Origin of the sequence: Pseudomonas sp. R4-35-07 (assembly GCF_003852235.1) — a bacterium.
In the GTDB taxonomy this organism is placed as follows: domain Bacteria; phylum Pseudomonadota; class Gammaproteobacteria; order Pseudomonadales; family Pseudomonadaceae; genus Aquipseudomonas.
Genome location: NZ_CP027732.1, coordinates 5,807,016 through 5,829,632, shown reverse-complemented (window position 1 = coordinate 5,829,632; position 22,617 = coordinate 5,807,016). Strand labels below are relative to the sequence as shown.

Annotated in this window: 23 protein-coding genes and 1 pseudogene; 18 read left to right on the top strand and 6 right to left on the bottom strand. The window is 58.7% G+C overall.

The genetic code is table 11. The annotated features are described in order from the left end of the window. Window positions 1-178: 178 nt before the first annotated feature. Entirely contained in the window at window positions 179-1,123 is a 945-nt protein-coding gene (locus C4J89_RS26825; RefSeq protein ID WP_124415982.1) for a FecR domain-containing protein, read from the bottom strand. Next, a complete protein-coding gene (locus C4J89_RS26820; protein WP_124415981.1) occupies window positions 1,123-1,629 on the bottom strand; it encodes a sigma-70 family RNA polymerase sigma factor in 507 nt (168 codons plus the stop codon). The genes C4J89_RS26825 and C4J89_RS26820 overlap by 1 nt, the downstream gene beginning before the upstream one ends. A 519-nt stretch (window positions 1,630-2,148) precedes the next feature. Between C4J89_RS26820 and mnmG the strand changes: the two genes are divergently transcribed. From mnmG to C4J89_RS26730, 17 genes are all read left to right on the top strand, one after another. Continuing rightward, window positions 2,149-4,041 carry a tRNA uridine-5-carboxymethylaminomethyl(34) synthesis enzyme MnmG gene (gene mnmG / locus C4J89_RS26815; RefSeq protein ID WP_124415980.1) on the top strand — a complete coding sequence of 631 codons (1,893 nt, stop codon included), beginning with the start codon at window positions 2,149-2,151 and terminating at the stop codon, window positions 4,039-4,041. Then, the gene (rsmG, locus tag C4J89_RS26810) at window positions 4,038-4,682 is read left to right on the top strand and encodes a 16S rRNA (guanine(527)-N(7))-methyltransferase RsmG (protein ID WP_124415979.1); all 645 of its coding nucleotides are present in this window, start codon (window positions 4,038-4,040) and stop codon (window positions 4,680-4,682) included. The genes mnmG and rsmG overlap by 4 nt, the downstream gene beginning before the upstream one ends. An 18-nt stretch (window positions 4,683-4,700) precedes the next feature. Beyond that, the gene (locus tag C4J89_RS26805) at window positions 4,701-5,498 is read left to right on the top strand and encodes a ParA family protein (RefSeq protein WP_124415978.1); all 798 of its coding nucleotides are present in this window, start codon (window positions 4,701-4,703) and stop codon (window positions 5,496-5,498) included. 9 nt (window positions 5,499-5,507) lie between these two features. Continuing rightward, a complete protein-coding gene (locus tag C4J89_RS26800; RefSeq protein WP_124365074.1) occupies window positions 5,508-6,380 on the top strand; it encodes a ParB/RepB/Spo0J family partition protein in 873 nt (290 codons plus the stop codon). Window positions 6,381-6,540: 160 nt separating this feature from the next. Then, on the top strand, window positions 6,541-6,948 hold the full coding sequence (locus tag C4J89_RS26795; protein WP_043048220.1) for a F0F1 ATP synthase subunit I: 408 nt from the start codon (window positions 6,541-6,543) through the stop codon (window positions 6,946-6,948). A gap of 16 nt (window positions 6,949-6,964) precedes the next feature. Continuing rightward, window positions 6,965-7,834, top strand: a complete 870-nt coding sequence (gene atpB / locus C4J89_RS26790; RefSeq protein ID WP_057725770.1) for a F0F1 ATP synthase subunit A — start codon at window positions 6,965-6,967, stop codon at window positions 7,832-7,834. A gap of 133 nt (window positions 7,835-7,967) precedes the next feature. Then, window positions 7,968-8,225, top strand: coding sequence for a F0F1 ATP synthase subunit C (atpE, locus tag C4J89_RS26785; RefSeq protein WP_002555987.1), 258 nt, complete (start codon window positions 7,968-7,970; stop codon window positions 8,223-8,225). Between the two features lie 56 nt (window positions 8,226-8,281). Next, entirely contained in the window at window positions 8,282-8,752 is a 471-nt protein-coding gene (locus C4J89_RS26780) for a F0F1 ATP synthase subunit B (protein ID WP_003177066.1), read from the top strand. 12 nt (window positions 8,753-8,764) lie between these two features. Continuing rightward, entirely contained in the window at window positions 8,765-9,301 is a 537-nt protein-coding gene (locus C4J89_RS26775) for a F0F1 ATP synthase subunit delta (RefSeq protein ID WP_015886646.1), read from the top strand. Between the two features lie 21 nt (window positions 9,302-9,322). Then, a complete protein-coding gene (gene atpA, locus C4J89_RS26770; protein ID WP_124415977.1) occupies window positions 9,323-10,867 on the top strand; it encodes a F0F1 ATP synthase subunit alpha in 1,545 nt (514 codons plus the stop codon). Between the two features lie 50 nt (window positions 10,868-10,917). Next, the gene (gene atpG, locus C4J89_RS26765) at window positions 10,918-11,778 is read left to right on the top strand and encodes a F0F1 ATP synthase subunit gamma (RefSeq protein ID WP_034139931.1); all 861 of its coding nucleotides are present in this window, start codon (window positions 10,918-10,920) and stop codon (window positions 11,776-11,778) included. 27 nt (window positions 11,779-11,805) lie between these two features. Then, a complete protein-coding gene (gene atpD / locus C4J89_RS26760) occupies window positions 11,806-13,182 on the top strand; it encodes a F0F1 ATP synthase subunit beta (protein WP_017135118.1) in 1,377 nt (458 codons plus the stop codon). A 44-nt stretch (window positions 13,183-13,226) separates the two neighbouring features. Then, on the top strand, window positions 13,227-13,643 hold the full coding sequence (locus C4J89_RS26755) for a F0F1 ATP synthase subunit epsilon (protein WP_015886644.1): 417 nt from the start codon (window positions 13,227-13,229) through the stop codon (window positions 13,641-13,643). A 122-nt stretch (window positions 13,644-13,765) separates the two neighbouring features. Next, window positions 13,766-15,133 carry a bifunctional UDP-N-acetylglucosamine diphosphorylase/glucosamine-1-phosphate N-acetyltransferase GlmU gene (gene glmU, locus C4J89_RS26750; protein WP_124415976.1) on the top strand — a complete coding sequence of 456 codons (1,368 nt, stop codon included), beginning with the start codon at window positions 13,766-13,768 and terminating at the stop codon, window positions 15,131-15,133. A 227-nt stretch (window positions 15,134-15,360) separates the two neighbouring features. Beyond that, window positions 15,361-16,128, top strand: a complete 768-nt coding sequence (locus C4J89_RS26740) for a DeoR/GlpR family DNA-binding transcription regulator (RefSeq protein ID WP_124365070.1) — start codon at window positions 15,361-15,363, stop codon at window positions 16,126-16,128. A gap of 10 nt (window positions 16,129-16,138) precedes the next feature. After that, window positions 16,139-17,971, top strand: coding sequence for a glutamine--fructose-6-phosphate transaminase (isomerizing) (glmS, locus tag C4J89_RS26735; RefSeq protein WP_124415975.1), 1,833 nt, complete (start codon window positions 16,139-16,141; stop codon window positions 17,969-17,971). Between the two features lie 85 nt (window positions 17,972-18,056). Continuing rightward, the gene (locus tag C4J89_RS26730) at window positions 18,057-18,416 is read left to right on the top strand and encodes a hypothetical protein (RefSeq protein ID WP_124365068.1); all 360 of its coding nucleotides are present in this window, start codon (window positions 18,057-18,059) and stop codon (window positions 18,414-18,416) included. Between the two features lie 106 nt (window positions 18,417-18,522). Here C4J89_RS26730 and C4J89_RS26725 read toward each other — a convergent pair whose 3' ends face one another. Beyond that, on the bottom strand, window positions 18,523-19,959 hold the full coding sequence (locus C4J89_RS26725; protein ID WP_124415974.1) for an amidase: 1,437 nt from the start codon (window positions 19,957-19,959) through the stop codon (window positions 18,523-18,525). 101 nt (window positions 19,960-20,060) lie between these two features. Here C4J89_RS26725 and C4J89_RS26720 point away from each other — a divergent pair, with 101 nt between their 5' ends. Next, the gene (locus C4J89_RS26720; protein WP_124415973.1) at window positions 20,061-20,633 is read left to right on the top strand and encodes a TetR/AcrR family transcriptional regulator; all 573 of its coding nucleotides are present in this window, start codon (window positions 20,061-20,063) and stop codon (window positions 20,631-20,633) included. A gap of 14 nt (window positions 20,634-20,647) precedes the next feature. Here the strand turns inward: C4J89_RS26720 and C4J89_RS27295 are convergent. The 3 genes and pseudogenes from C4J89_RS27295 to C4J89_RS26705 form a co-directional block, all read right to left on the bottom strand. Beyond that, window positions 20,648-20,788 (bottom strand): annotated as a pseudogene (locus C4J89_RS27295) (alpha/beta fold hydrolase); the annotation flags it as partial. Window positions 20,789-21,058: 270 nt separating this feature from the next. After that, window positions 21,059-21,991, bottom strand: a complete 933-nt coding sequence (locus tag C4J89_RS26710; RefSeq protein WP_124365065.1) for a phosphatidate cytidylyltransferase — start codon at window positions 21,989-21,991, stop codon at window positions 21,059-21,061. Between the two features lies 1 nt (window position 21,992). Next, entirely contained in the window at window positions 21,993-22,613 is a 621-nt protein-coding gene (locus C4J89_RS26705) for a 1-acyl-sn-glycerol-3-phosphate acyltransferase (protein WP_124365064.1), read from the bottom strand. Window positions 22,614-22,617 lie beyond the last annotated feature (4 nt).

Here is a 22,617-nt window from a genome sequence, read left to right as displayed (position 1 = left end):
ACAACGTACCGCAGGAGGTGGCGAGCAGCAGGCCGTAGGTAAGGGCGCGGCAGGAAAGTCGCTGGCGTAGCGGGGTAGGAAGGTACATAAATGGGTAAGCCCTGAAGGTAGCGTCGTGATTACCTGAAGGGCCGCGCCAGATAAAAAAAAGATAACCCCCTGTGGATTATTTTTTTTATCAAACGATTCGGTTGACTGACACCCAATAGCGCGTGAAGTACTTCACCTGAATCGGCAGGGTAGCCTGTAGGTTGGCCAGTACCGCGTCTGTCGAGTCCAGGCGGAACGCTCCGGAAACACGCAGGCCAGCGCAGGCCTGGTCACACTGCATCAGGCCCGGCCGATAGCGCGCCAGTTCAGCAATAACATCGCCAAGTCTGGCGTCGAGCACGATCAATTGACCGTCGGTCCAAGCTGCTTGTGTGCGGCCATAGTGCTGGGTGGGCCTTATGGCGTGTCGGTCAAATTCCGCGCATTCACCCGCACCCAGCGTTCGGCTGCGGTCGGGCTGGTCGCCGGGGGACAGGTTGACCCGATCTTCCAGAACGCCTACCCGTGTGGAATCTGGGAACTGACGCACGGTAAATCGAGTGCCCAACGCCTGCACGCGGCCGTGATGCGTCTCCACGTATAACGGCGGGTACCCGGCCCGCTTCCCGCTGTGGATAAGTACCTCACCCTCGCGCAGCCGGATCAAGCGCTGGCGCGTGTCGAACATCACATCGATGGCCGTGTTGGTGTTGAGATCAACTTGAGTGCCATCGGCCAGTTCGATTCGCCGATGTTTACCCACAGGCGTTCGGTAGTCGGCCCATACGTTACCCAGGGATGTATGGCGTTGAACATTCCAGCCCAGATACCCGGTACCGCCGAGTACCAGCATCCACTTGAGTACCTGGCGGCGTTGTTGCGTGGTGGTCAAGGCGCGCCGCGTGAAGTCCTGGGGCAGGGCGCCGAGGCTGCGCTGCAACTGCTCCAGTTGGCTCCACGCCGCTTGATGGGAAGGATCCCCGTTGAGCCATTGCTGCCAGGCTTGCCGTTCGGCGGGCGTCGGCGATTGCGCTTGAAACTGCACATACCAGCCGGCTGCAGCCTCGAATGTCTTGCGATCAGGCGCGGGCATTACAGACTGGCCATGATCAGCGAACACTCGGTCAGCGCACGAATCATGTGTTTCTTCACCGTGGTCAATGACACCTGCAGATCATCGGCGATCTGTTGATAAGTCAGCCCTTCAATCTGCGACAGCATGAAGATCCGCCGTGCACGTTCCCCCACACCGGCCAGCGCCTTGTCCACAGACACCAGGGTTTCAATGATGATTGCCTTGTCTTCTTCACTGATGGCGGTGGCTTCAGGGCGCTCAGCCAGGGTTTGTTTATAGGCCTGCTCGATGGCGTGCCGGCGATAGCGATCAATCACCAGGCCTCTCGCGATGGTCGCCAGGTAATCCCGTGGTTCGAGGATCTGCACAGCGTCGCGCCCACCCAGAATACGCACGAACGTATCGTGGGCCACATCGGCCGCATCGCAGGCGTTATGCAGCTTGCCTTTGAGCCACCCATGCAACCACGAATGGTGTTGCTCATAGATGTGCTGCACAGCTGTCGTGTGTGAAGGAGGGGACATAGGCGCGACAAGGTAGGTTAATGATAATCGCTATTATTAACCGTCCTCGTGTTTTCCCACAATAGATGTCTTGAGGCCAAATCTGCGGTTGGAGCCGGTGGTTTCCGTGATTTAAGCCCTGTGAATAACCGCCCTTGGGCCCAGTTGATAACCACGCCTGAAACCTGAGCAAAAACCGCTCTGTGGATAACCATCACTTTAATCCACAGGTTTAAGCCACTTATCCAACCCCCTCATTGGCACATGACCACAACCTTTTGAATCGCTGTACACAACGTAAATCAAAGCCTGTAGAGATCTATCCACAGAAAAGGTGCTCAGTAGAAATAAACATAAAAACAAAGATTTAATATATTTCTCTCTTTTAATTTCTATTGTCTGTGATTCATCCACAGCTGGTTAAATTTTGTGCAAAGGGTTCTTTAGGCAGGCCTAAGTCCCTATACTTGCCGCCAAAGCTCTAAAACTCTTTCAACAAACAATTCCTGATTACCTACATAAGCAGGCACGAGGTGCGTGGTGGATTTCCCTTCCCGTTTTGAAGTGATCGTCATCGGCGGCGGTCATGCCGGTACCGAGGCAGCACTGGCGTCAGCGCGCATGGGCGTAAAAACCCTGTTGCTGACGCATAACGTGGAAACCCTCGGCGCCATGAGTTGCAACCCTGCCATCGGAGGCATCGGCAAAAGCCATCTGGTCAAGGAAATCGATGCCCTTGGCGGCGTGATGGCAACGGCTACCGACAAAGGTGGTATTCAATTTCGCGTGCTGAACAGCCGCAAAGGCCCGGCCGTGCGTGCTACCCGCGCACAAGCCGACCGCATTCTGTACAAGGCAGCGGTACGTGAAACTCTGGAAAACCAGCCGAACCTGTGGATATTTCAACAGGCAGCTGACGACCTGATCGTCGAGCAGGACCAGGTACGCGGCGTTGTCACCCAAATGGGCCTGCGTTTCTTCGCAGAATCCGTGGTGTTGACCACCGGTACCTTCCTCGGCGGGCTTATCCACATTGGCATGCAGAACTATTCCGGCGGGCGCGCTGGCGATCCGCCGTCGATTGCCCTGGCAAAACGCTTGCGTGAATTGCCGCTGCGTGTGGGCCGCTTGAAAACCGGGACCCCGCCGCGAATCGACGGGCGTTCTGTGGATTTTTCGGTGATGACCGAACAAGCCGGCGATACACCGATCCCGGTCATGTCGTTCATGGGTTCCAAGGAGCAGCACCCGAAACAAGTCAGTTGCTGGATTACCCACACCAATGCCCGTACCCACGAAATCATTGCCGCGAACCTCGACCGTTCGCCGATGTATTCCGGGGTGATCGAAGGGATCGGCCCGCGTTATTGCCCGTCGATCGAAGACAAGATCCACCGCTTTGCCGACAAGGAAAGTCACCAGGTCTTCATCGAGCCCGAAGGCCTGACCACCCACGAGCTGTACCCGAACGGGATTTCCACGTCCCTGCCGTTCGACGTGCAAATCCAGATCGTGCAATCGATTCGCGGCATGGAAAACGCCCACATCGTTCGCCCTGGCTACGCCATCGAGTACGACTACTTCGATCCGCGTGACCTGAAGTACAGCCTGGAAACCAAAGTGATCGGCGGTTTGTTCTTCGCCGGGCAAATCAACGGCACCACCGGTTACGAAGAAGCCGGCGCCCAGGGTTTGCTCGCCGGCACCAACGCTGCATTGCGTGCCCAGGGCAAAGACAGCTGGTGCCCGCGTCGCGATGAAGCGTACATCGGCGTATTGGTTGACGACCTGATCACCCTGGGAACCCAGGAACCGTACCGGATGTTCACGTCCAGGGCGGAATATCGCCTGATCCTGCGCGAAGACAATGCCGATCTGCGCCTGACCGAAAAAGGTCGCGAGCTGGGTTTGGTCGATGACGCGCGCTGGGCGGCCTTTTGCAAAAAACGCGAGAGCATCACTCTCGAAGAGCAGCGCCTGAAAAGCACCTGGGTCCGCCCCGGCACTGAACAGGGCGATGCGATAGCCGAAAAATTTGGCACGCCCCTGACTCACGAATACAACTTGCTGAACCTGCTGTCGCGTCCGGAAATCGATTACGCTGGCCTGGTCGAAGTGACCGGCGGCGGCGCAGAAGATCCACAGGTCGCCGAACAGGTGGAAATCAAGACCAAATACGCCGGTTACATTGATCGCCAGCAGGACGAGATCGCTCGCCTGCGCGCCAGTGAAAGCACCAAGCTGCCTGTGGATATCGACTACACCGGGATTTCCGGGCTGTCGAAGGAAATTCAAAGCAAGCTGGGGATAACTCGGCCGGAAACGCTCGGCCAGGCTTCGCGTATACCTGGCGTGACGCCGGCAGCGATTTCACTGTTGATGATTCATTTGAAAAAACGCGGCGCGGGCCGTCAGTTGGAGCAAAGCGCTTGAGTTCGTTGGTCACCTCGCAACACGCCGAAGAGTTATCCACAGGTGCGCGCCAGTTGGGCATAGACCTGACCGAAACCCAGCACGCGTTGCTGATGGGCTACCTGGCCCTGTTGATCAAATGGAACAAGGCTTACAACCTGACTGCGGTGCGCAATCCGGACGAAATGGTCTCGCGCCATTTGCTCGACAGCTTGAGCGGGATGCCGTTTATCGAAAACGGTCGCTGGTTGGACGTCGGCAGCGGCGGCGGCATGCCAGGCATACCGCTGGCCATCCTGTTTCCAGAGTCACAGGTCACCTGCCTGGACAGCAACGGCAAGAAAACCCGCTTCCTGACCCAGGTCAAACTCGAACTCAAGCTGGACAATCTGCAGGTTATCCACAGTCGCGTCGAAGCCTTTACGCCTGAGCAGCCCTTCAACGGAATTGTTTCCCGGGCGTTCAGCAGCATGGAGAACTTCAGCAACTGGACTCGCCACCTTGGCGACCGCGATACCCGCTGGCTGGCAATGAAGGGCGTCCATCCAAGCGACGAGCTGTTAGCATTGCCGGCAGACTTCCACCTCGATAGCGAACACGCCTTGGCCGTACCCGGTTGCCAAGGCCAACGCCATCTGCTGATACTGCGCCGCACGGCATGATTGGGAACACAAGCAAGAATGGCTAAGGTATTCGCGGTAGCGAACCAGAAAGGTGGCGTGGGCAAAACCACCACCTGCATCAACCTCGCAGCATCCCTGGTCGCGACCAAGCGCCGGGTGCTGTTGATCGATCTCGATCCACAGGGCAACGCCACCATGGGTAGCGGTGTGGATAAACACGGCCTGGAAAACTCGGTCTACGACTTGCTGATCGGCGAGTGCGACCTGGGCCAGGCCATGCACTATTCCGAGCATGGCGGTTATCAACTGCTGCCGGCCAACCGCGACCTGACTGCGGCGGAAGTGGTGCTGCTGGAAATGCAGATGAAGGAAAGCCGTCTGCGCAGCGCCTTGGCGCCGATCCGCGAGAATTACGACTACATCCTGATCGACTGCCCGCCGTCGCTGTCGATGCTCACGCTCAACGCTCTGGTTGCCGCCGATGGGGTGATCATCCCCATGCAGTGCGAGTACTTTGCGCTCGAAGGCCTGAGCGACCTTGTGGATAACATCAAGCGTATCGCCGAATTGCTCAACCCGAACCTGAAAGTCGAAGGCCTGCTGCGGACCATGTATGACCCGCGCCTGAGCCTGATGAACGATGTGTCGGCGCAGCTCAAGGAACATTTCGGCGACCAGCTCTACGACACGGTGATTCCACGCAACATTCGCCTGGCCGAAGCGCCAAGCTACGGCATGCCGGCGCTGGCCTACGACAAATCCTCCCGTGGCGCCATTGCCTACCTGGCGCTGGCCGGCGAGATGGTGCGTCGCCAACGTCGCAATTCACGCACCGCTGCAGCCCAGCCAACTTAAGGAATCCCCATGGCCGTCAAAAAACGAGGTCTCGGACGTGGACTGGATGCACTCCTGAGTGGTCCGACCGTCACTTCGCTGGAAGAGCAAGCGGTGCAGGCCGACGAACGTGAGCTGCAGCACTTGCCCCTGGACCTGATCCAGCGCGGCAAATACCAGCCGCGCCGGGACATGGACCCGCAGGCGCTGGAAGAGCTGGCCAACTCGATCAAGGCCCAGGGCGTGATGCAGCCGATCGTGGTGCGCCCCATTGGCAGCGGCCGCTTTGAAATCATCGCCGGCGAACGTCGCTGGCGCGCCAGCCAGCAGGCAGGCAAGGAAACCATCCCGGCGATGGTGCGCGACGTACCGGATGAAACGGCCATCGCCATGGCATTGATCGAAAACATCCAGCGTGAAGACCTCAACCCGATCGAGGAAGCCATCGCGCTGCAGCGGTTGCAGCACGAATTCCAGCTGACCCAGCAACAAGTGGCCGATGCGGTGGGTAAATCCCGCGTGACTGTGTCCAACCTGCTGCGTTTGATCGCGCTGCCGGAAGTCATCAAGACCATGTTGTCCCACGGCGACCTGGAAATGGGTCACGCCCGTGCTTTGCTCGGTTTGCCGGAAAATCAACAGGTTGAAGGGGCGCGTCACGTTGTCGCACGCGGGCTTACCGTTCGTCAGACCGAAGCGTTGGTTCGCCAATGGTTGAGCGGCAAACCTGCACCGGTCGAAACCGCCAAACCTGATCCGGATATCGCGCGCCTCGAGCAGCGCCTGGCCGAACGGCTAGGCTCTGCGGTGCAAATTCGCCACGGCAAGAAAGGTAAAGGGCAATTGGTTATCGGATATAACTCCCTCGACGAGCTTCAAGGTGTGCTTGCCCATATCCGTTGAAACATTCGCTGAAACAATTGCTCATGTAGCGCGTGATCGGAAATCACTACCCGGCAGTTGAATAGGGGCAGAACCGCCCCTATACTCTGCGCGCATTTTGTCGGCACAAAGTATGCCAAGTTATTGATTTCCGGCAGCCGACCATTGAGGAGCAAGAGTGATGGAAACCCGCACGCCAAACACGTTGCCGTTCCATCGCTTGGCCGTTTTTCCGGTTCTATTGGCTCAACTTGTCATTTTGCTGATCGCCGCATTGGCGCTTTGGTACTGGCATGGAGTCGTAGCCGGATATTCAGGACTCTGCGGAGGCCTGATAGCCTTGCTGCCCAATATGTATTTTGCTCACAGGGCCTTTCGGTTTTCCGGCGCCCGAGCAGCCCAGGCTATCGTCCGGTCTTTTTATGCCGGCGAGGCGGGGAAACTGATTTTGACGGCAGTGCTGTTTGCACTGACCTTTGCAGGTGTGAAGCCATTGGCGCCGCTGGCTGTATTTGGCGTCTTCGTGTTGACCCAATTGGTCAGCTGGTTCGCTCCCCTGCTAATGAAAACAAGACTTTCGAAACCTTAGGGCGTTTGAGGCAACCATGGCAGAAACAACCGCTTCGGGCTATATCCAGCACCACTTGCAGAACCTGACCTTCGGTCAGCTTCCCAACGGCGGCTGGGGCTTTGCCCACACCGCAGCAGAGGCCAAGGAAATGGGCTTCTGGGCTTTCCACCTGGATACTCTGGGCTGGTCGGTCGCATTGGGCCTGATCTTCGTCCTGATTTTCCGCATGGCGGCAAAAAAGGCGACTTCCGGTCAGCCAGGTGCTTTGCAGAACTTCGTTGAAGTATTGGTCGAATTCGTCGATGGCAGCGTGAAAGACAGCTTCCATGGCCGTAGCCCGGTGATTGCACCGTTGGCACTGACCATCTTCGTCTGGGTGTTCCTGATGAACGCTGTCGACCTGATCCCGGTGGACTGGATTCCTCAGCTGGCCATCCTGATCTCCGGCGACGCGCACATTCCATTCCGTGCCGTATCGACCACAGACCCGAACGCTACCCTGGGCATGGCCCTGTCGGTATTCGCGTTGATCATTTTCTACAGCATCAAGGTCAAGGGCATCGGCGGTTTCATCGGCGAGCTGACCCTGCACCCGTTCGGCAGCAAGAACATCTTCGTTCAAGCCCTGCTGATCCCGGTGAACTTCCTGCTGGAATTCGTGACCCTGGTCGCCAAGCCGATTTCCCTGGCCTTGCGACTGTTCGGCAACATGTATGCCGGCGAGCTGGTGTTCATTCTGATCGCTGTGATGTTCGGCAGCGGTCTGCTCTGGCTTAGCGGCCTGGGCATCGTTCTGCAGTGGGCGTGGGCTGTGTTCCACATCCTGATCATCACCCTGCAGGCCTTCATCTTCATGATGCTGACCATCGTCTACCTGTCGATGGCGCACGAAGAGAACCATTAAGGCCAGTCTCGACTAGTCTGATGTCCTTCCCGGTGAAACGGGAAGGTGGCCCTCCAGGGCTATGAAACGATTTGTTTTACCGCTTTAAAATCTAAAAAACCTAAACCATACGACGTAAAAGTCGGGAGGAAAGATGGAAACTGTAGTTGGTCTAACCGCTATCGCTGTTGCACTGTTGATCGGCCTGGGCGCCCTGGGTACTGCCATTGGTTTCGGCCTGCTGGGCGGCAAATTCCTGGAAGGCGCAGCGCGTCAGCCAGAAATGGTTCCAATGCTGCAAGTTAAAATGTTCATCGTTGCCGGCCTGCTCGACGCCGTAACCATGATCGGCGTTGGTATTGCCCTGTTCTTCACCTTCGCGAACCCCTTCGTTGGTCAACTCGCTGGCTAATCACTCGACGTTTCGAGTGATTAGGGTGATGGACAACGAATGAGCGAGGTGTTGGCGTGAACATTAATGCAACCCTGATTGGCCAATCCGTTGCGTTCTTCATTTTTGTAGTGTTTTGCATGAAGTTCGTGTGGCCTCCGGTCATCGCGGCTTTGCACGAACGTCAGAAGAAGATCGCGGATGGTTTGGACGCTGCCAGCCGTGCAGCTCGCGACCTGGAGTTGGCCCAAGAGAAAGTGGGTCATCAACTGCGCGAAGCTAAAGCACAGGCAGCTGAGATCATTGAGCAAGCCAAGAAGCGCGGTAACCAGATCGTCGAAGAGGCTGTTGAAAAAGCCCGCGTCGAAGCTGACCGTGTCAAGGCTTCGGCTCATGCCGAGATCGAACAGGAACTGAATGGCGTCAAAGACGCGCTGCGTGCCCAACTGGGTGCTCTGGCGGTCGGCGGTGCCGAGAAGATCCTTGGTGCCACAATCGATCAAAACGCGCACGCGGAGCTGGTTAATAAACTGGCTGCTGAAATTTAAGCGAGGGCGATCATGGCAGAACTGACCACGTTGGCCCGACCTTACGCTAAGGCAGCCTTCGAGCACGCCCAGGCCCACCAGCAGCTGGCCTCTTGGTCAGCCATGCTCGGCCTGGCTGCAGCAGTGTCGCAAGACGACACCATGCAGCGCGTGCTCAAGGCCCCGCGCCTGACGAGCGCAGACAAGGCCGCCACTTTTATTGAAGTGTGCGGCGACAAGTTTGATGTGAAGGTGCAGAACTTCATCCACGTCGTTGCCGAAAACGACCGTCTCCCGCTATTGCCGGAGATCGCCGCTCTGTTCGACCTGTACAAGGCCGAAGCAGAGAAGTCGGTAGACGTTGAAGTGACCAGTGCTTTTGCATTGAACCAAGAACAGCAAGACAAACTCGCCAAGGTTCTCAGTGCACGACTCAATCGGGAAGTGCGCCTGCAAGCTTCGGAGGACGCATCCCTGATTGGTGGTGTCGTTATCCGTGCCGGCGACCTGGTTATCGATGGCTCGATTCGCGGCAAAATCGCGAAACTTGCCGAAGCATTGAAATCTTGAGTTTGAAGGGGCAGCAGAGCAATGCAGCAACTCAATCCTTCCGAAATAAGTGAAATTATCAAGGGCCGCATCGACAAGCTCGATGTGACCTCCCAAGCCCGTAACGAAGGCACTGTCGTCAGCGTATCTGACGGCATCGTGCGGATTCACGGTCTGGCCGACGTTATGTACGGCGAGATGATCGAGTTTCCGGGCGGCGTCTACGGTATGGCCCTCAACCTGGAGCAAGACTCCGTAGGTGCCGTTGTATTGGGCGCGTATACCAGTCTGGCTGAAGGCATGAGCGCCAAGTGCACAGGCCGCATCCTGGAAGTTCCGGTAGGTAAGGAACTGCTGGGCCGCGTCGTCGACGCACTGGGTAACCCTGTTGACGGTAAAGGTCCACTGGGCAACACCGAGACCGACGCGGTCGAGAAAGTTGCTCCAGGCGTGATCTGGCGTAAGTCGGTAGACCAGCCTGTACAGACTGGCTACAAGGCTGTCGATGCCATGATTCCGGTCGGCCGTGGCCAGCGTGAGCTGATCATCGGTGACCGTCAGATCGGTAAAACCGCTCTGGCGATCGACGCGATCATCAACCAGAAGAACAGCGGCATTTTCTGCGTCTACGTAGCGATCGGTCAGAAGCAATCGACCATCGCCAACGTGGTTCGCAAGCTGGAAGAAAACGGCGCCCTGGCCAACACGATCATCGTGGCTGCCAGTGCTTCGGAATCTCCTGCGCTGCAATTCCTGGCACCGTACTCCGGTTGCACCATGGGTGAGTTCTTCCGCGACCGCGGTGAAGACGCGCTGATCGTTTATGACGATCTGTCCAAGCAAGCAGTGGCTTACCGCCAGATTTCCCTGCTGCTGCGCCGTCCACCAGGCCGTGAAGCCTACCCAGGCGACGTGTTCTATCTCCACTCCCGTCTGCTGGAGCGCGCATCCCGCGTTTCCGAAGAGTACGTAGAGAAGTTCACCAACGGCGCAGTGACCGGCAAAACCGGTTCCCTGACCGCACTGCCGATCATCGAAACCCAGGCTGGCGACGTTTCCGCGTTTGTTCCGACCAACGTGATTTCCATCACTGACGGTCAGATCTTCCTGGAATCGGCCATGTTCAACTCAGGCATCCGTCCTGCAGTGAACGCCGGTGTTTCGGTATCCCGTGTGGGTGGTGCCGCTCAGACCAAGATCATCAAGAAGCTCTCCGGTGGTATCCGTACCGCTCTGGCTCAGTACCGTGAACTGGCGGCATTCGCCCAGTTCGCGTCTGACCTGGACGAAGCGACCCGTAAGCAACTTGAGCATGGTCAGCGCGTTACCGAGCTGATGAAGCAGAAGCAATACGCCCCGATGTCGATCGCTGACATGGCGTTGTCGCTGTATGCCGCTGAGCGTGGGTTCCTGACCGACGTTGAAATCGCCAAGATCGGCAGCTTTGAACAAGCGCTGATTGCTTACTTCAACCGCGATCACGCCGAATTGATGGCGAAGATCAACGTGAAGGGTGACTTCAATGACGATATCGACGCTGGCATGAAAGCCGGTATCGAGAAGTTCAAGGCCACCCAAACCTGGTAAGCCGCAGCGGGAGCCGCAAGGCTCCCGCTTGCTAACCTGATAGGTGTTACATGGCAGGCGCAAAAGAGATTCGCAGTAAGATTGCGAGCATCAAAAGCACGCAAAAGATTACCAGCGCCATGGAAAAAGTGGCGGTCAGCAAAATGCGCAAGGCACAAATGCGCATGGCAGCCAGCCGTCCTTATGCGGAACGTATCCGCCAGGTAATTGGGCATCTGGCCAACGCCAACCCGGAATACCGCCACCCGTTCATGATCGAGCGCGAAGTCAAGCGCGTGGGTTATGTGGTAGTGAGCAGTGACCGTGGTCTGTGTGGTGGCCTGAATACCAACCTGTTCAAGGCCCTGGTCAAGGACATGGCGGTAAACCGCGAAAAAGGCGTCGAGATCGATCTGTGTGTTGTGGGTAGCAAGGGTGCGGCCTTTTTCCGTAACTTCGGCGGTAACGTCGTTGCAGCTATCAGCCACCTGGGTGAAGAGCCGTCGATCAATGATTTGATCGGCAGTGTGAAGGTGATGCTGGATGCGTACCTGGAAGGCCGGATTGACCGCCTGTCCGTGGTATCCAACAAGTTCATCAACACCATGACCCAGCAGCCAACCGTGGAGCAATTGATTCCACTGGTGGCGACTCCGGATCAGGAACTCAAGCACCACTGGGACTACCTCTACGAACCAGACGCCAAAGAGCTGCTTGACGGCTTGATGGTGCGCTACGTGGAGTCGCAGGTGTACCAGGCGGTGGTCGAGAACAACGCAGCTGAACAAGCGGCGCGGATGATCGCGATGAAAAACGCTACCGATAACGCCGGTGATCTGATCAGCGATTTGCAGCTGATCTACAACAAGGCGCGTCAGGCTGCGATCACCCAAGAGATCTCGGAAATCGTCGGCGGCGCTGCCGCGGTTTAACGGTTCAAATATTCAGAGGATCCAGCTATGAGTAGCGGACGTATCGTTCAAATCATCGGCGCCGTTATCGACGTGGAATTCCCACGCGACAGCGTACCGAGCATCTACAACGCGCTGAAAGTACAAGGCGCGGAAACTACTCTGGAAGTTCAGCAGCAGCTGGGCGACGGCGTAGTTCGTACCATTGCAATGGGTTCCACCGAAGGCTTGAAGCGCGGTCTGGACGTTGTCGACACTGGCGCAGCCATCTCCGTACCGGTCGGTAAAGCGACCCTGGGCCGGATCATGGACGTACTGGGCAACCCGATCGACGAAGCTGGCCCGATCGACACCGAAGAGCGCTGGGGCATTCACCGTCCAGCACCTTCGTTCGCCGAGCAAGCAGGCGGCAACGACCTGCTGGAAACCGGCATCAAGGTTATCGACCTGGTTTGCCCGTTCGCCAAGGGCGGTAAAGTCGGTCTGTTCGGTGGTGCCGGTGTAGGCAAGACCGTAAACATGATGGAACTGATCCGTAACATCGCCATCGAGCACAGCGGTTACTCTGTGTTCGCCGGTGTGGGTGAGCGTACCCGTGAGGGTAACGACTTCTACCACGAGATGAAGGACTCCAACGTTCTGGACAAAGTGGCACTGGTTTACGGTCAAATGAACGAGCCGCCGGGTAACCGTCTGCGCGTAGCCCTGACCGGCCTGACCATGGCCGAGAAGTTCCGTGACGAAGGTAACGACGTTCTGCTGTTCGTCGACAACATCTATCGTTACACCCTGGCCGGTACTGAAGTATCCGCACTGCTCGGCCGTATGCCGTCGGCAGTAGGTTACCAGCCGACCCTGGCTGAAGAGATGGGCGTTCTGCAAGAACGTATCACTTCGACCAAGGAAGGTTCGATCACTTCGATCCAAGCGGTATACGTACCTGCGGATGACTTGACCGACCCGTCGCCAGCCACCACCTTCGCCCACTTGGACGCCACCGTCGTTCTGTCCCGTGACATCGCTTCCCTGGGTATCTACCCAGCGGTCGATCCACTCGACTCGACTTCGCGCCAGCTGGACCCGAACGTGATCGGCCAGGAGCACTACGACACCGCTCGCGGCGTTCAGTACGTGCTGCAGCGCTACAAAGAACTGAAGGACATCATTGCGATCCTGGGTATGGACGAGCTGTCGGAAGCCGACAAGCAGTTGGTAAACCGTGCTCGTAAGATCCAGCGTTTCTTGTCGCAGCCGTTCTTCGTGGCTGAAGTCTTCACCGGTGCCTCGGGTAAATACGTTTCCCTGAAAGACACCATTGCTGGCTTCAAAGGCATCCTCAACGGTGACTACGACCACCTGCCAGAACAAGCGTTCTACATGGTCGGCGGCATCGAAGAAGCGATCGAGAAAGCCAAGAAACTGTAATCCTGGCGCCCGGAAACGGGCGCTCATCAGGTTGAGGCAATCAGATGGCTATGACAGTCCATTGCGATATCGTCAGCGCGGAAGGGGAAATCTTCTCCGGTCTGGTAGAAATGGTGATTGCACACGGCGACCTGGGTGACCTGGGTATTGCCATGGGCCACGCGCCGTTGATCACCAGCTTGAAGCCAGGTCCGATCACTCTGACCAAGCAAGGCGGGGAAAAGGAGGTGTTCTACATCTCTGGCGGTTTCCTCGAGGTTCAGCCGAACATGGTCAAGGTACTTGCCGATACCGTGCAACGTGCTGGCGACCTGGATGAAGCCTCCGCTCAGGAAGCCGTAAAGGCTGCCGAGAAGGCGCTGAACGAAAAAGGCGCAGACTTCGACTACAGCGCTGCTGCAGTCCGTCTGGCCGAGGCCGCAGCCCAGCTGCGGACGCTCCAGCAGATCCGCAAGAAGTAAGCGGCGTTGCCGTTACGCTTCACGCGTGATTGATTAAAAAGGGTAGCCTCGGCTACCCTTTTTCTTTTTTGCAAAACACTTCTTTGGTCTGAAGCCGGACCGCCCAGGATTGGTAGCCATTCATGTCTCTTGAAATCGTAATTCTCGCCGCTGGCCAGGGCACCCGCATGCGTTCGGCCTTGCCCAAGGTACTGCACCCGGTCGCAGGCAATTCCATGCTTGGCCATGTTATCCACAGTGCCCGGCAGTTGGACCCGCAGCGCATTCACGTAGTCATCGGGCACGGTGCCGATGTGGTACGTGAGCGTCTGGCCGCAGACGACTTGAATTTCGTCTTGCAGGACAAGCAATTGGGCACTGGCCATGCCACCGCGCAAGCGGTGCCGTTCATCACCGCTGACACCGTGCTGATCCTGTACGGTGATGTGCCGCTGATCGAAGTGGAAACCCTGCAACGCCTGCTCAAGCATGTGGTGCCTGGCCAGATGGGCCTGCTCACCGTCGAGCTGGACGACCCCACCGGCTACGGGCGCATCGTGCGTGACGCCGAGGGCAAGGTCGCGGCCATCGTCGAGCACAAGGACGCCAGTGAAGCCCAGCGCGCCATCACCGAAGGCAACACCGGGATTCTCGCGGTGCCAGCCAATCGCCTCGCCGACTGGATGAGCCGCCTGTCCAACAACAATGCCCAAGGCGAGTACTACCTTACTGACGTCATCGAGATGGCGGTCAGTGACGGCCTGGTGGTCGCCACCGAGCAGCCCCACGACCCGATGGAAGTGCAGGGCGCCAATGACCGTAAGCAATTGGCCGAGTTGGAGCGCCACTATCAGCTGCGTGAAGGGCGCCGCCTGATGGCCCAGGGCGTGACCCTGCGTGACCCGGCGCGTTTCGACGTACGCGGTGAAGTGACGGTGGGCCGCGACGTACTGATCGACATCAATGTGATCCTCGAAGGCCGTGTGATCATCGAAGACGACGTAGTGATCGGCCCGAACTGCGTGATCAAGGACAGCACGCTGCGCAAAGGTGTCGTGGTCAAGGCCAACAGCCATATCGACGGCGCGGTAATGGGCGAGGGCAGCGATGCGGGTCCGTTTGCGCGGCTGCGTCCTGGCAGCGTGCTGGAAGCCAAGGCCCATGTGGGTAACTTCGTGGAGCTGAAAAATGCTCACCTGGGCGAAGGCGCCAAGGCCGGGCACCTTACCTACTTGGGCGATGCAGTGATCGGTGCACGCACCAACGTTGGCGCGGGCACGATTACCTGTAACTACGACGGCGCCAATAAGCACCAGACCACCATTGGTGAAGACGTATTTATCGGCTCCAACAACTCGCTGGTCGCACCCGTCACTATCCGTGATGGTTCCAACACCGCTGCGGGCTCAACCATCAATCAGGATGTGGATAAGTCCCAACTGGCAGTCGCCCGCGCCCGCCAACGCAACATCGACGGCTGGAAGCGCCCGGTCAAAATCAACAAGACCTGAGTTATCCACTGCTCCCTCAGCAGTGATATCCAAATGTGGGAGGGGGCTTGCCCCCGATAGCGGTGGTCCAGTCGATGTAAAAGTTGACTGATCTGCCGCAATCGGGAGCAAGCCCCCTCCCACATTTGCTCGTGTCGTCTGAAGAATCTCTTCCAAACGCTTGACGATGAGTTCCGAATAGGTTTTGATTGCCTTCGTTATCTTTCGAACCGAAACTTACCATCGCCATGTCGAAACGAAATACCCCCCAACGTCGCCACAATATCCTGACCTTGCTCAATGAACAGGGCGAAGTCAGCGTGGACGAACTGGCCAAGCGTTTCGAAACTTCGGAGGTGACCATCCGCAAGGACCTGGCCGCCCTCGAAAGCAATGGCCTGCTTCTGCGCCGCTACGGTGGCGCGATCACCATGCCTCATGAGCTGGTGGGCGACGCGGCTCAACCGGTCTCTGCCTACAAGCGCGCCATCGCCCGTGCGGCCGTGGCGCGGTTGCGTGAGCACGCGCGCATCATCATCGACAGCGGCAGCACCACCGCCGCGATGATCCCTGAACTGGGCCATCAACCCGGCCTGGTGGTCATGACCAATTCCCTGAACGTGGCCCGCGCCTTGAGCGAGCTGGAGCATGAACCGGTGCTGCTGATGACCGGCGGCACCTGGGACCCGCATTCGGATTCGTTCCAGGGCCAGGTCGCCGAGCAGGTGCTGCGCTCCTACGATTTCGACCAACTGTTCATCGGCGCCGACGGCATCGATCTGCAGCGCGGTACCACCACGTTCAACGAGTTATTGGGCCTGAGCCGCGTCATGGCCGAGGTCGCCCGCGAAGTGGTGGTGATGGTCGAATCCGACAAGATCGGCCGCAAGATTCCCAACCTGGAACTGCCCTGGAGCAGCGTCCATACCCTTATCACCGATGATCGCCTGCCGCTTGAGGCCCGCGACCAGATCCAAGCCCGCGGCATTACGCTGATATGCGCGGCAGTCATCTAGGAGAAATACCATGTGTGGAATTGTTGGCGCAGTCGCCGAACGTAACGTAACTCCCATCCTGCTCGAAGGCCTCAAGCGCCTGGAGTACCGCGGCTATGACAGCGCCGGTGTGGCCGTCTTCACCAATGCTGGCAAGCTTGAGCGCATGCGCCGTCCGGGCAAAGTCAGCGAGTTGGACCAGGCCCTGGCCGGCGAGCCGCTGGTTGGGCGCCTGGGCATCGCCCACACCCGTTGGGCCACCCACGGTGCGCCGTGCGAGCGTAACGCTCACCCACACTTCTCGGGTGACCTGGCGGTGGTGCACAACGGCATCATCGAAAACCACGAAGTGCTGCGCGAACAACTCAAGGGCCTGGGCTATGTGTTCACGTCGGACACCGACACTGAAGTTATCGCCCATCTGCTCAACCACAAGCTCAAGGACCACAGCGACCTGACCACCGCCCTCAAGGCCACGGTCAAGGAACTGCACGGCGCCTACGGCCTGGCCGTGATCAGCGCCAGCCAGCCTGACCGCCTGGTTGCCGCACGCAGCGGCAGCCCATTGGTGATCGGCCTGGGCCTGGGGGAAAACTTCCTGGCCTCCGACCAACTCGCCCTGCGCCAGGTCACCGACCGCTTCATGTACCTGGAAGAAGGCGACATCGCCGACATCCGCCGTGAAAGCGTGCAGATCTGGGACGTGAACGGTCAGTCCGTCGAGCGCGAAGCTGTGCAATACCGCGACGGTGCCGAAGCCGCCGACAAGGGCGAGTTCCGCCACTTCATGCTCAAGGAAATCCACGAGCAGCCGTCTGTGGTGCAGCGCACCCTGGAAGGTCGCCTGAGCCAGAACCAAGTATTGGTCAACGCCTTCGGCCCACAAGCCGCCGAGCTGTTCGCCAAAGTGCGCAACGTGCAGATCGTCGCCTGCGGCACCAGCTACCACGCCGGCATGGTTGCGCGTTACTGGCTGGAAGAACTGGCCGGCATCCCGTGCCAGGTCGAAGTCGCCAGCGAATTCCGCTACCGCAAGGTGGTGGTGCAGCCAGACACCCTGTTCGTGACCATCTCCCAGTCCGGCGAAACCGCCGACACTCTGGCTGCCCTGCGCAATGCCAAAGAGCTAGGCTTCCTCGCCAGCCTGGCAATCTGCAACGTCAGCATCAGCTCCCTTGTGCGTGAATCCGACCTGACCCTGCTGACCCAGGCCGGTCGCGAAATCGGCGTAGCGTCGACCAAAGCCTTCACCACCCAGCTGGTTGGCCTGTTGCTGCTGACCTTGTCCCTCGGCCAAGTGCGCGGCACCCTGGCCGAAGGCATTGAAGCCACCCTGGTGGAAGAACTGCGCCGCCTGCCGACCCGCCTGGGTGAAGCCCTGGCCATGGACAGCACCGTGGAAAAAGTCGCCGAGCTGTTTGCCGACAAAAACCACACCCTGTTCCTCGGCCGTGGCGCGCAGTACCCGGTAGCGATGGAAGGTTCGCTCAAACTCAAGGAAATCTCGTACATCCACGCCGAAGCCTATCCAGCTGGCGAGCTGAAACACGGCCCGTTGGCCCTGGTGGATGACGACATGCCGGTGGTCACCGTGGCGCCGAACAACGAACTGCTGGAAAAGCTCAAGTCCAATCTGCAGGAAGTCCGCGCCCGCGGCGGCCAACTGATCGTGTTTGCCGACGAAAAGGCAGGCATGACCAACGGTGAAGGCACTCACGTGATCAACATGCCGCACATCCACGACACCCTGTCGCCGATCCTCTACACCATCCCGCTGCAGTTGCTGTCGTACTACGTTGCTGTGCTTAAAGGCACCGACGTTGACCAGCCGCGCAACCTGGCGAAGTCGGTGACGGTGGAGTAAGCCTCACTGACGTACCCAAAAAGGGGCTGTTTTCAACAGCCCCTTTTTTACGTTTTGAATTCGCTCAATTCAAGGATGTCGACTGATGCAAAATCCTACTGTCTACGCACGTCTGCACAATCGCCGGTTTGTAGTCGCCGACAACGCTCAGGGACTGTCCGGCACCGGCACCGTATTTCACTACCAAGTCGAAGATGACGCGATTTCGAGCACTTACCAGGGGGGCCGGATTCGCCTGGGTACTCAAGTCGGACGGGTGACCGGTCCAGATACCATCGAGCTGCTGTATCAGTGCCTGACCCTGGAAGGGGAACTGCTTGCTGGGTGGTCTCGTGGCACGGTAGGCGTGGATCACGCCGGGCGCACGACGCTGAGTTTTGTTTGGGGCTGGCTATCGGGTGCGACAGGAGGCGGAGAGTCTAGCTATGTCGAGATCACTGCTTAAAGAGCCCGTAGTACACGGCTAGGCTGCACCGCATTTACTGTAGGAGCGAGCTTGCTCGCGAAAAACCTGAGAACGCCACCTATTACCGCGCCCGTTCGAGCCTCTATCAGAGCTTACCCGCCCACACGCCCGGCCGCCGACCGGCCCACGCACACTCACGTTCAAGCTGCCCAGCCAACCCCAGCAACACGCCCTCAGCGCCGAACTTGCCCATGAACTGCATGCCAATAGGCAAACCGGTTTGAGGGTCTTGTGACAGCGGAACCGACATAGCCGGCGCGCCGGTGACATTCGCCAGCGCGGTGAACGGTGACTGGTTGAACACATGGTTCATCCAGCCTCGTCCGTCCAGATGCGCTTGCTGTGCATTGTATTGACCGATCATCGGTGCCAAGCCTGGCAAGGTCGGTGACAGCAGCAGATCGTAATCCTCGAAAAAGCCGCCGAGCGTTCGGGCGACAATATTGCGTTCGTGCAACGCACCCAACAGTTCGGTGGCACTTAGCGTCTTGCCGTATCGGTACAGCGCCAAGGTAGCGGGCTCAAGGTGTTCAGCATCGATACTACGTCCGGTTGCGGCTGCAATGGCGTCGATCCAGGCGGCGGTATTGGACGACCAGAAGCGCCCATTCAGCTCGACAAAAGCCTCCCAGCTCACGCCAATATCCGGCTCGACTTCCTCGACCTGGTGCCCAAGCGCCTCGAGATGTCGCATCGTCTGCTCCAATGCGATTTGCACCGCTGGGTGCAGCGCTTGGCCATTGAGCGGGCGAGTGTGCACACCGATACGCAATGCGTGGGGCTCAAGCCGGGATTGTTCCAGAAAGCTGGTCGGCGGCGACGCAATGTGGAACGGGTCACCGACTGCGCTGCCATGCACAGCGTCCAGCAGGGCCGCACTGTCACGCACCGAGCGTGTCAGTACGCCGTGCACCGCAAGGCCGCTCCAGACTTCATCCACGTCCGGCCCCATGGGCACTCGCCCGCGGCTGGGTTTCAAGCCGAACAGGCCACACAGCGAGGCAGGTACCCGGATGGAGCCGCCGCCATCGGTTGCGTGAGCGATGGGTACCATGCCGGCCGCGACGGCGGCTGCCGAACCGCCACTTGAGCCTCCGGCGCTTCGTTCTACATTCCAGGGATTACGGGTGGGTCCATAAAGTCGGCTTTCGGTGGTGGTGCTTGCAGCGAACTCCGGTGTGGTGGTTCGGCCAAGCGGCACAAGTCCGGCGAAACGCAAGCGGCTCATGAGCTGTGAATCGCCTTCGGCGGTGCAGCCGAGTGCCAACGCGCTGCCCAGTTCGTTGCGACGCCCCTTGGCAGTAATGCCCAGGTCCTTGATCAGCACCGGCACGCCTGAAAACACACCGGCGTGGGGGGCAGGCTCATCGTTCCAGGTTTCAACCAGTGCATTAATTTGCGGATTGAGGGCCTCGATAGCGTGGAAGGCCGCCGCACGCACCTCGCTTGGGCTGACCTGTTTGGCCTGGATCAGTTGACTCAGGCCCGTGGCATCGTGAACAGCGTAGTCGGACAGGTGCATGGCAGTCTCCCATTGAGTATGATCGATACTGGATGGTATCTGACGATACCTATCAGTATCATGCGATACTTACCGGTATCGATGTCAAGCGGAGATTATTCATGCGCCCACAACGGACACCCCAACTGCCGCCCCGGGAACGCATCATCGATGCTGCGACGGTGTTGTTCAGGGAGCAAGGGATTACGCGGGTCAGCATGGACGCCATCGCCGAGCGGGCGGCCTCGACGAAAATGACCGTCTACCGGCATTTCGAGAACAAGGATGCGCTGGTGCTGGAATGGCTTGAGCAGCTTACTGAAAGCTATGGCGATGTCTTCGACCGACTGGCATCGGAGCACCCGGATTCACCGCCCAAGCAACTGCTGGGCTTTGTTGAGTTCATCGTGACTGACCTGCAATGCTCGGATTACCGGGGCTGCCCGTTCACCAACACCCTGGCCGAGTTGCCCGAGGCTGAGCACCCCGCCCGGTTGCTGATCCAGGCGCACAAGCAACGGCAATTCGCGCGGCTGCTTGCCCTCTGCACCGCCATGGCATTGAGCGAGCCGGAGCAGGTGGCCGAGGAACTGACCTTGCTCATGGAGGGTGCCCAGGTGGTGGCGCAAAACAAAGGGATTGAGCGAGTCGGCGAGCGCTTGACCGAAATGGTCAACCGGCGCCTGGGATCGTGACGGAGGCGATAGGTACGTTCGGCGACCTTGTGCCAGATAACGTGGGTCTGAGGGTGACCATGCAACAGCAACAGCGCGGGGCCGGATCCACCGATGCGAAAGCTGATGTTCAGGCCATTGACCTGGGGCTGTTGTTTCTGGAAACCAGCAAACATGATTCGACTCCATAAGGGTGCTGGCTGAATCCTGGGATCAACCGAACCCAGCCGCAATAGGCCAGCATGGAAGCACGGTTTATGAACTGTGTTTCAAGTGACCAGGATCCGACTTTGCCTAAACCCGGAAAGCACCACAAAACCAATGTGGGAGGGGGCTTGCCCTCGATTGCGGTGTATCAGCCAACCTATTCGGTGACTGTCACACCGCCATCGGGGGCAAGCCCTCTCCCACAGTTTGATCTTCATTGGTTTTGAGAAAGGGGTAGGTCAGGTCCACCAGTACCGCACCAGGTGGAAGAAGATCGGCGCCGCAAAGCACACCGAATCCAGCCGATCCAGCATGCCGCCGTGCCCTTCGATCATGTGCCCCCAATCCTTCACGCCGCGATCGCGCTTGATCGCCGACATCACGATCCCGCCGGCAAAGCCCAGCAGGTTGATCAACAGCGCGATCAAAAACGACTGCCAGGGATTGAACGGCGTGGTCCACCACAGCGCGGCACCGATCAGAGAGGACAGCAGGATGCCGCCGACAAAACCTTCCACGGTTTTGGACGGCGAGAGGTTGGGCGCGATCTTGTGTTTGCCGAACAGCTTGCCGCACACGTACTGCAACACGTCCGACAGTTGCACCACGATCACCAGGTAGGCGATCAGCAGCAGGTTGCGGCCTTCATAGCCGGGGATGTCCAGGGTCAGCAACGCCGGCACGAACGACACGCAGAACACCGCGATCATCAGGCCCCATTGCACCTTGGATGCGCGCTCCAGGAAGTGAGTGCTGTCGCCGCCCAGGGAGGCGAGTATCGGCAGCAGCAGGAACACGTAGACCGGGATGAAGATCGAGAATAGTCCGTACCAGTCGGCGTAGATCAGCACGTACTGCAGCGGGAGGGCGAGGTAGAACGCCGCTACCAGGGCCGGGTAGTCGCTGCGCCGGGTCGGAGTGAGGGTGAGAAATTCGCGCAAGGCATAGAAGGACACCGCATAGAACAGCAGGATCACTGCGCCGGTGCCGAGCCAGAAGGCGACACCGATCACCACCACCATCACCCACCAGGCGTTGATGCGGGCGTTGAGGTTGTCGATCACCGCGTTGGGATTGCCACGGGTGCGCAACTTCAGGATCAGGCCGATCAGCGAGGCGGTGACCAGAATCGCGCCGATCCCGCCGAATAACATCAAGGTCTGGCTATCCATCTCAGGAATGCTCCGGGGCGAGGGCGAGCAGGGCGTCGCGGGTGCGGGCAAGGAACGCGGCTTTGTCTTCGCCTTCTTCCAATTGCAGGGGCGCGCCGAAGCTGGTTGTGCATAACAGCGGTAATGGCAGGACACGGCCCTTGGGCATCACGCGGTTCAAATTGGCTATCCACACCGGAATCAACTCGGCCTGTGGGTAACTGTTTGCCAAGTGATACAACCCGCTTTTGAACGGCAGCAGGCCGTCCTCCAGATTGCGCGTGCCTTCAGGAAAGATGATCAGCGAGTCGCCGCCTTCCAACGCAGCAAGCATTGGCTGCAAAGGGTTATCCACAGGCTCTTTGCGCTCGCGATCAATCAGTACGCCGTTGAACACGCGGTTGATGATGTAGCGGCGCAGCGCGCTTTTATTCCAGTAATCGCTGCCGGCCACAGGGCGGGTGAATTTGCGCAGGTTTTGCGGTAGCGACGCCCACACCAGCACGAAGTCGCCGTGGCTGCTGTGGTTGGCGAAGTAGATGCGCTGCACCGGCACGGGCGCGCAGCCCAACCACAGGCTGCGGGCGCCGGTGACGGTGCGGGCCATGGAAGTAATCAGTGTGGCGACCACGGGTTCGAACATGGGA

Excerpts from the sequence above, each read along its gene's own strand:
- C4J89_RS26825 (WP_124415982.1), bottom strand. The coding sequence starts at position 1,123 with ATGCCCGCGCCTGATCGCAAGACATTCGAGGCTGCAGCCGGCTGGTAT.
- C4J89_RS26820 (WP_124415981.1), bottom strand. The coding sequence starts at position 1,629 with ATGTCCCCTCCTTCACACACGACAGCTGTGCAGCACATCTATGAGCAA.
- C4J89_RS26805 (WP_124415978.1), top strand. The coding sequence starts at position 4,701 with ATGGCTAAGGTATTCGCGGTAGCGAACCAGAAAGGTGGCGTGGGCAAA.
- C4J89_RS26800 (WP_124365074.1), top strand. The coding sequence starts at position 5,508 with ATGGCCGTCAAAAAACGAGGTCTCGGACGTGGACTGGATGCACTCCTG.
- C4J89_RS26795 (WP_043048220.1), top strand. The coding sequence starts at position 6,541 with ATGGAAACCCGCACGCCAAACACGTTGCCGTTCCATCGCTTGGCCGTT.
- atpB (WP_057725770.1), top strand. The coding sequence starts at position 6,965 with ATGGCAGAAACAACCGCTTCGGGCTATATCCAGCACCACTTGCAGAAC.
- atpE (WP_002555987.1), top strand. The coding sequence starts at position 7,968 with ATGGAAACTGTAGTTGGTCTAACCGCTATCGCTGTTGCACTGTTGATC.
- C4J89_RS26775 (WP_015886646.1), top strand. The coding sequence starts at position 8,765 with ATGGCAGAACTGACCACGTTGGCCCGACCTTACGCTAAGGCAGCCTTC.
- atpA (WP_124415977.1), top strand. The coding sequence starts at position 9,323 with ATGCAGCAACTCAATCCTTCCGAAATAAGTGAAATTATCAAGGGCCGC.
- atpG (WP_034139931.1), top strand. The coding sequence starts at position 10,918 with ATGGCAGGCGCAAAAGAGATTCGCAGTAAGATTGCGAGCATCAAAAGC.
- atpD (WP_017135118.1), top strand. The coding sequence starts at position 11,806 with ATGAGTAGCGGACGTATCGTTCAAATCATCGGCGCCGTTATCGACGTG.
- C4J89_RS26755 (WP_015886644.1), top strand. The coding sequence starts at position 13,227 with ATGGCTATGACAGTCCATTGCGATATCGTCAGCGCGGAAGGGGAAATC.
- glmU (WP_124415976.1), top strand. The coding sequence starts at position 13,766 with ATGTCTCTTGAAATCGTAATTCTCGCCGCTGGCCAGGGCACCCGCATG.
- C4J89_RS26740 (WP_124365070.1), top strand. The coding sequence starts at position 15,361 with ATGTCGAAACGAAATACCCCCCAACGTCGCCACAATATCCTGACCTTG.
- glmS (WP_124415975.1), top strand. The coding sequence starts at position 16,139 with ATGTGTGGAATTGTTGGCGCAGTCGCCGAACGTAACGTAACTCCCATC.
- C4J89_RS26730 (WP_124365068.1), top strand. The coding sequence starts at position 18,057 with ATGCAAAATCCTACTGTCTACGCACGTCTGCACAATCGCCGGTTTGTA.
- C4J89_RS26725 (WP_124415974.1), bottom strand. The coding sequence starts at position 19,959 with ATGCACCTGTCCGACTACGCTGTTCACGATGCCACGGGCCTGAGTCAA.
- C4J89_RS26720 (WP_124415973.1), top strand. The coding sequence starts at position 20,061 with ATGCGCCCACAACGGACACCCCAACTGCCGCCCCGGGAACGCATCATC.
- C4J89_RS26710 (WP_124365065.1), bottom strand. The coding sequence starts at position 21,991 with ATGGATAGCCAGACCTTGATGTTATTCGGCGGGATCGGCGCGATTCTG.
- C4J89_RS26705 (WP_124365064.1), bottom strand. The coding sequence starts at position 22,613 with ATGTTCGAACCCGTGGTCGCCACACTGATTACTTCCATGGCCCGCACC.